We start from the raw sequence: 7310 nt of genomic DNA on the forward strand, positions 1-7310 counted from the left end.
CCAGCGACAACCGATGTTTGATGTTAACCGCCGTGACGGTCAACATCGCGATTACGGCTTGAAGTCCAATGGTGCGTTTTTGAACACTTCATATACTGCCTGGCTTGGTGGTTTCGGGATCTTCGCAAGTTTAGCTGCTGCCAACGCAGCCTGACAAAGTGCGGGATCGCCACCTTCAGGTTTGATATCCAGTAACATACCATCTGGCGCCAGTTTTATGCGCAGCGTACAGGTTTTGCCTGCATAGGACGATGCGTCATAGAACTTACTTTCGATAGCAGATTTAATCTGCCCGGCATAGTTATTGATATCTGCGCCTGATGCGCCATTGTTTTTAGTATTACCACTCCCGGCAGGGGAAGCATTGTTCCCTTTCGCCCCACCGCCGGTTTTCGGTGCATTCTTACCAGAGCTTAGCTCACCGAAAATATCATCTGCCTCTGCGGCAGCTTTTGCTGCAGCGGCTTTTTCAGCTGCTGCTTTTGCCGCTGCGGCTTTTTTGTCTGCGGCGGCTTTTTCTGCCGCTGCTTTTTTCTCGGCAGCGGCCTTTTCAGCAGCCGCTTTTTCTGCTGCTGCTTTTTTCTCGGCTGCGGCTTTCTCTGCTGCCGCTTTCTTATCAGCTGCAGCCTTTTCTGCCGCTGCTTTCTTCTCAGCTTCGGCCTTCGCTTTTTCAGCAGCTTCGGCTGCCGCTTTTTTTCTCGCTTCTGCTGCGGCTGCTTCTGCCGCTTCCGCTTTCTTCTTCAGTGCCGCAGCGGCTGCCTCGGCTTTTTTCTGCGCTTCGGCTGCGGCTTTGGCGGCTTCTGCTTCTGCTTTTTTCTTCGCGTCTGCAGCCGCTTTCTTCGCTGCTTCTTCCGCAGCTTTAGCATCCGCTTCGGCCTTCGCTTTAGCATCTGCCGCCGCTTTCGCTGCCGCCTCTTCCGCTTTCTTCTGCTTTAACTCGGCCTGTTTTGCGGCTTCTTCAGCCTGCTTTTTCTGTTCCTGAGCAGCTAACCGCTCTTTCTCAAGTTGCTTCAGGCGTTCCTGTTCAGCCGCTTGTTTCTCACGCAGTTCTTCAGCAGCCTGCTGTTCCTTCATCTTGCGCTGCTCATCAGAACGCTTCGCGCTTGATTCCTGGCTTTGCATGCGTTTGTACTGCTCAACTACCGCACCTGAATCAACCATTACAGCGTCGATGGACGAACCACCGCCGCCTCCGGCTGAAGCTTCTATATTCTCATCGAACGAACTCCAGATCAGCGCCGCAAATAAGATGACATGCAGCACTGCTGAAATAATTATCGCCCGCTTGAGCTTGTCGTTTTGTTCGGTTGCCTTTGACACTCTCGGTTTCCAAAAACTGTTCGCCTGTTACCCGCTCTCTTTCAAGCAAGGGAAACGCAGATGTTTAGATAGGCTGCGTCATTAAACCAACCGATTTCACACCCGCACTATGTAACAAGTTCAGTGCTTTAATTATTTCATCGTAAGGCACATCTTTTGCGCCACCGATCAGAAAGACCGTTTTCGGGTTGGCCTTGAAACGGCTGGACACTTCCGCCACCACCTGCTCTGGTGGTAAACGCTCCAGGCGATCTTTCTCAACCACCACGGTGTACTGACCAATACCAGACACTTCAACAATCACTGGCGGATTATCGTTACTGCTCACCGCCTGTGATTCAGTAGCGTCTGGCAGATCGACCTCCACGCTCTGGGTGATGATGGGCGCTGTCGCCATAAAGATCAGCAACAGCACCAGCAGTACGTCCAGCAACGGTACAATGTTGATTTCGGACTTGAGATCGCGACGACCTCGTCCACGCGCTCTGGCCATGGCTTACCCCTTGTTGCTCTCGCTAACGGTAAACGCCTGGCGGTGCAGAATCGCGGTAAACTCTTCCATAAAGTTGTCGTAATTCAGTTCCAGTTTGTTTACGCGCTGGTTGAGGCGGTTATAAGCCATTACCGCCGGAATAGCAGCGAAAAGACCAATTGCCGTTGCAATCAACGCTTCTGCGATACCGGGAGCAACCATTTGCAACGTTGCCTGCTTCACTGCGCCAAGAGCGATAAAGGCATGCATGATCCCCCAGACTGTACCAAACAGACCAATATATGGGCTGATGGAACCTACCGTACCGAGGAATGGAATGTGCGTTTCCAGATTTTCAAGTTCACGGTTCATCGAGATACGCATAGCACGCGACGCCCCTTCCACTACGGCTTCCGGCGCATGGCTATTGGCACGATGCAGGCGCACAAATTCTTTGAACCCGCTGTAAAAGATTTGTTCCGAACCGGTGAGATTATCCCGTTTTCCCTGGCTCTCTTGATAGAGGCGGGAAAGTTCGATTCCAGACCAGAATTTATCTTCAAACGCTTCAGCTTCGCGTGCTGCAGCGTTAAGAATACGGGTCCGCTGGATAATAATGGCCCAGGATGCGATTGAAAAACCAATCAAAATCAACATGATAAGTTTAACCAGAAGGCTAGCCTTCAGGAACAAATCAAGGATATTCATGTCAGTCACTGCTTAAACTCCGCGACAATAGACTTGGGAAGCGCACGAGGCTTCATTTTGAGTGGGTCAACGCAAACAACCAGAACCTCAGCTTCATTCAGCAAAGTATTCTCGGCGTTGACAATACGTTGCGTGAAAACCAAAGAGGTGCCACGCATTGATGTTATTTCAGTCTGTATTTCGAGCATATCGTCGAGCCGCGCAGGTGCGTAATATTCCACCGTCATTTTACGTACCACAAAGGCAACGCGTTCAGCCATCAGCGCCTGTTGACTGAAGTGATGGTGACGCAGCATCTCTGTGCGTGCTCTTTCATAAAAAGCGACGTAACTGGCGTGGTACACCACACCACCGGCATCGGTATCTTCATAGTAGACGCGAACCGGCCATCGAAACAGCGTTGTATTCACTTTACATCCCGGTAATGCAACAAAAGTTAGAACTTTTAAACGCTGCTACTATACGCGTGCGATTGAGGTTTGGGAATGAGGGCAAGTTAAGGGAGCGTAAAAATTTATGGACTGTTGAAGGTCCATAAATTTTTAAAGAGAATTCTGATTTAAAAGAAGAAGAAAATCAGCCCGACAATGAGAACAATATCGGCAAGCAGTGGGCAAAAAATCCCTTGCCAAAGAACCTTCTGCGGACGAAAACCCACGCCGTGAATCACGCCAGCACAGACGGCCCACATCAGCAATAAACCATGCCAGATTTCCAGTTCACTGGTCTTCGCGGCGAAACGTGATGGGTCCCAAAACATACATCCTGCTAACAGAAGCGCCATCACGAAGGAAAGCGCCCGCAGGGGGCGCTTGTCCATTACCGCATACAAAGTTGCGATAATTTTACTCATTAGCTGTCTTCTTGACCGGCTTTGCCTGATTCGACGTGCTCAAGCGCCAGCGCGGTGATTACCCCAAATGAACAGGCAAGAAGCGTTCCCAGAATCCATGCGAAATACCACATTATTAGCTCCTTACTTAGTACAGAGAGTGGGTGTTACGTTCAATGTCTTCTTTGGTGATACGTCCGAACATTTTCCAGTAACACCAGGTGGTGTAGAGAAGAATGATCGGAACCAGAACCACCGCAACCCAGGTCATGACGTTAAGCGTCAGCTGGCTGGAAGTTGCATCCCACATCGTCAGACTTGCATTCATCATGGTGCTGGACGGCATCACAAACGGGAACATTGCAATACCGGCAGTCAGGATGATGCAGGCCAACGTCAGGGAGGAGAACACAAACGCCCACGCGGCTTTATCCATACGTGCAGTCAGGATGGTCAGCAGCGGCAGAACAACACCCAGCGCCGGAATAGCCCACAGAATCGGCATATTGTTGAAGTTCACCAACCATGCGCCAGCTTCACGAACAACTTCTTTATTCAGCGGGTTAGATGCTGCGTAATGGTCCATTGTCGATTTAACGACATAACCGTCGATACCGTACATCACCCACACGCCAGCCAGTGCGAAGCAGACCAGTGTCACCAGCGCCGCCACCTGTGCAGTTGCACGGGTACGCAGGTGCAGTTCGCCCACGGTACGCATCTGCAGATAGGTCGCGCCCTGAGTAATGATCATCCCTACGCTCACCACACCGGCCAGCAGGCCGAACGGGTTAAGCAACTGGAAGAAGTTACCGGTGTAGTACAGACGCAGATATTCATCAACGTTGAACGGTACGCCCTGCAACAGGTTACCGAACGCCACACCAATCACCAGCGGCGGAACGAAGCTACCAATGAAGATGCCCCAGTCCCACATGTTGCGCCAACGGGTGTCTTCAATCTTGGAACGGTAATCAAAACCGACCGGACGGAAGAACAAAGACGCCAGTACGAGGATCATCGCGACATAGAAGCCGGAGAACGCAGCGGCATAGACCATCGGCCAGGCAGCGAACAGTGCGCCACCTGCGGTGATTAGCCATACCTGGTTACCGTCCCAATGTGGCGCGATAGAGTTAATCATAATTCGACGCTCGGTGTCGTTACGACCGAGGAAACGGGTGAGCATCCCCACCCCCATGTCGAAACCGTCAGTGACTGCAAAACCAATCAGCAGAACGCCAACCAGCAGCCACCAGATAAAACGCAATACTTCATAATCGATCATTTGACGACTCCTGTCTTAGCGTGCCGGCTGAGTAGTCGTGGAAGACTGCTCAAAGTGATAGCGACCGGTTTTCAGGCTGCTTGGGCCGAGGCGTGCAAACTTGAACATTAAGAACAATTCTGCCACCAGGAACAGGGTATACAGGCCGCAAATCAGCACCATCGAGAAGATGAGATCGCCTGCAGTCAGCGACGAGTTTGCTACTGCGGTAGGCAACACTTCACCGATAGCCCACGGTTGACGACCATATTCAGCAACGAACCAACCCGCTTCTACAGCAATCCACGGCAGCGGAATACCGTACAGCGCGGCGCGCAGCAGCCATTTTTTCTCGCCAATGCGGTTACGGATTACACTCCAGAAGGAGAGCGCGATAATTGCCAGCAGCAGGAAGCCACACGCCACCATGATACGGAACGCGAAGTACAGCGGCGCTACACGTGGAATGGAGTCTTTGGTTGCCTGTTGAATCTGCGCTTCAGTCGCATCTGCCACGTTTGGCGTATAGCGTTTCAGCAGCAGACCGTAACCGAGGTCTTTCTTCATGCTATTGAACTGGTCACGTACAGCCTGATCGGTGGAACCAGAACGCAGTTGTTCGAGCAGAGAGTACGCTTTCATCCCGTTACGAATACGTTCTTCGTGCTGCACCATCAGTTCTTTCAGGCCGATAACCGGTGTATCCACGGAACGCGTTGCGATAATACCCAGCGCGTAAGGGATCTGGATCGCAAATTTGTTCGTCTGCTCTTCCTGATCAGGAATACCAAACAGAGTAAAGGCGGCAGGCGCAGGTTGAGTTTCCCACTCGGCTTCAATAGCAGCCAGTTTGGTTTTCTGCACATCGCCCATTTCGTAACCAGATTCATCACCCAGAACAATAACAGACAGGACGGCAGCCATACCGAAGCTGGCAGCGATAGCAAAGGAGCGTTTTGCGAAGGCGAAGTCACGACCTTTCAGCATATACCATGCGCTGATACCGAGGATGAACATCGCGCCAGTCACATAACCAGACGCTACAGTGTGAACGAATTTCACCTGAGCAACCGGGTTAAGCACCAGCTCGGAGAAGCTCACCATCTCCATACGCATAGTTTCGAAATTGAAATCGGACGCGATTGGGTTTTGCATCCAGCCGTTCGCAACCAGAATCCACAGAGCGGACAGGTTTGAACCGAGCGCCACCAGCCAGGTGACACACATATGCTGAACTTTACCCAGACGATCCCAACCGAAGAAGAACAGACCTACAAAGGTGGATTCGAGGAAGAAGGCCATCAGACCTTCGATTGCCAGCGGCGCACCGAAGATATCCCCCACATAGTGGGAATAGTAAGACCAGTTAGTCCCGAACTGGAACTCCATGGTCAGACCGGTTGCCACACCCAGAGCAAAGTTGATACCAAACAACTTGCCCCAGAACTTGGTCATATCTTTATAAATCTGTTTGCCGGAAAGGACGTAGACCGTTTCCATAATGGCCAGCAGGAACGCCATACCGAGCGTCAGCGGCACAAAAAGGAAGTGGTACATCGCGGTCAAGGCAAACTGTAAGCGCGACAGTTCGACTATATCTAACATCATGACTCCTTGCTCATCGCATGAAGACTCCGAGAGTGAACCCCGTTAGAAAGGGTCACACGCATGCCCCAATACAAAATTATTTGCTCGCCCCTATCGTTGCCATTTCATCAAAAGAGGAAAGACAATGATAAAAAAGTTACAAATATGTTAATGAATAAACCAAATTGATCCCGTAATTATATTACGCCGCAAAATCCTTACAATAAACAGGTTTTTATTGAGCAAAATTGCATTTTTCGACAGTGATCAATTTATAGCGAAATTGTCACCATCTCACCAATTTGATCTACGACAATTTATCGTGTTTTGCAGATTTTTTTCAAGAATTAAAAATTGATTTACATCAAAATCAATCAGATGTGTTAATTATGTGTGAAGTATGAATCACCAAAAGCCCTATTGTTAATTTATTGTAAAATAATAATGCAACATAATTATCACAACAAAAAGACATAGATAAAAAACCAGTATTTTATTTAACAAAGCCACCTTATCAATTTTTTATAATCCTAATTGATTAGAGTAGCCAATTTGTTGCTATTTCACATAACAAATTTTTATCATAGTTAATTGATTGTTGTCTTTATGAGCGCCGAACTGTAAATCCATTACCTATTGTTTCTCTGGTAATAATCACAAAAAGAAATAGATGCCTTCGGTATAGTCAGATAGAACAAGAATTTTCAAAAGAATTTATATATGGCATTGATATTTCCCGATCTGTATTCAATGATTCCCTCAACGATTGAAAATCAAGAGAAATTGTCATAACGGGGATACGAAACAACAAAACGGAATTATAGCCAGGCGTTAGAAAACACAGGATATTCTCGGGTAACACGCCACTCTGTCTAAAAATATTAACTCTCTGCCTTACAAAGGATTCCCCATGAAGAAAGCAACACATGTGATTGGCGTTGATGCGATTGTACTCTCCTCTATCTATGGATATTAGCGATATCGACTCATCAAGCATGAACTGAGTGGTATTCAGCTCCATATGAACAGCAACCTGGTGGGTAAACATGATTTCGCCGTTGGAATCAAGGTTGTTCTGCAACATCTAACAGATTGCTTCAATCTGCCTGGATTTGCCCCTATAT

General features: G+C 48.9%; 8 protein-coding genes. All 8 read right to left on the reverse strand.

Features of this window, described 5'->3' with window-relative positions:
* Positions 1-51 precede the first annotated feature (51 nt).
* Complete coding sequence (gene tolA, locus A7589_RS19125; RefSeq protein ID WP_000030621.1) at positions 52-1320, reverse strand: cell envelope integrity protein TolA; 1269 nt, start codon at positions 1318-1320, stop codon at positions 52-54.
* A 64-nt stretch (positions 1321-1384) separates the two neighbouring features.
* Positions 1385-1813 (reverse strand): colicin uptake protein TolR, encoded by a 429-nt coding sequence (gene tolR, locus A7589_RS19130; protein WP_000090097.1) that lies wholly within the window; start codon positions 1811-1813, stop codon positions 1385-1387.
* 3 nt (positions 1814-1816) lie between these two features.
* On the reverse strand, positions 1817-2509 hold the full coding sequence (tolQ, locus tag A7589_RS19135) for a Tol-Pal system protein TolQ (RefSeq protein WP_000131314.1): 693 nt from the start codon (positions 2507-2509) through the stop codon (positions 1817-1819).
* Positions 2506-2910 carry a tol-pal system-associated acyl-CoA thioesterase gene (ybgC, locus tag A7589_RS19140; protein ID WP_001098384.1) on the reverse strand — a complete coding sequence of 135 codons (405 nt, stop codon included), beginning with the start codon at positions 2908-2910 and terminating at the stop codon, positions 2506-2508. Before ybgC ends, tolQ begins: the two co-directional genes overlap by 4 nt.
* A gap of 149 nt (positions 2911-3059) precedes the next feature.
* Positions 3060-3353, reverse strand: coding sequence for a cyd operon protein YbgE (ybgE, locus tag A7589_RS19145; RefSeq protein WP_000034602.1), 294 nt, complete (start codon positions 3351-3353; stop codon positions 3060-3062).
* A complete protein-coding gene (gene cydX / locus A7589_RS19150; protein ID WP_000270283.1) occupies positions 3353-3466 on the reverse strand; it encodes a cytochrome bd-I oxidase subunit CydX in 114 nt (37 codons plus the stop codon). The genes ybgE and cydX overlap by 1 nt, the downstream gene beginning before the upstream one ends.
* Positions 3467-3480: 14 nt before the next feature.
* On the reverse strand, positions 3481-4620 hold the full coding sequence (gene cydB / locus A7589_RS19155) for a cytochrome d ubiquinol oxidase subunit II (RefSeq protein WP_000568269.1): 1140 nt from the start codon (positions 4618-4620) through the stop codon (positions 3481-3483).
* A gap of 15 nt (positions 4621-4635) precedes the next feature.
* Positions 4636-6204: a cytochrome ubiquinol oxidase subunit I gene (gene cydA / locus A7589_RS19160; RefSeq protein ID WP_010345240.1), complete on the reverse strand. Its 1569-nt coding sequence runs from the start codon at positions 6202-6204 to the stop codon at positions 4636-4638.
* Between the last annotated feature and the right edge of the window lie 1106 nt (positions 6205-7310).

Source organism: Escherichia sp. MOD1-EC6475 (assembly GCF_003046645.1).
GTDB lineage: Bacteria > Pseudomonadota > Gammaproteobacteria > Enterobacterales > Enterobacteriaceae > Escherichia > Escherichia ruysiae.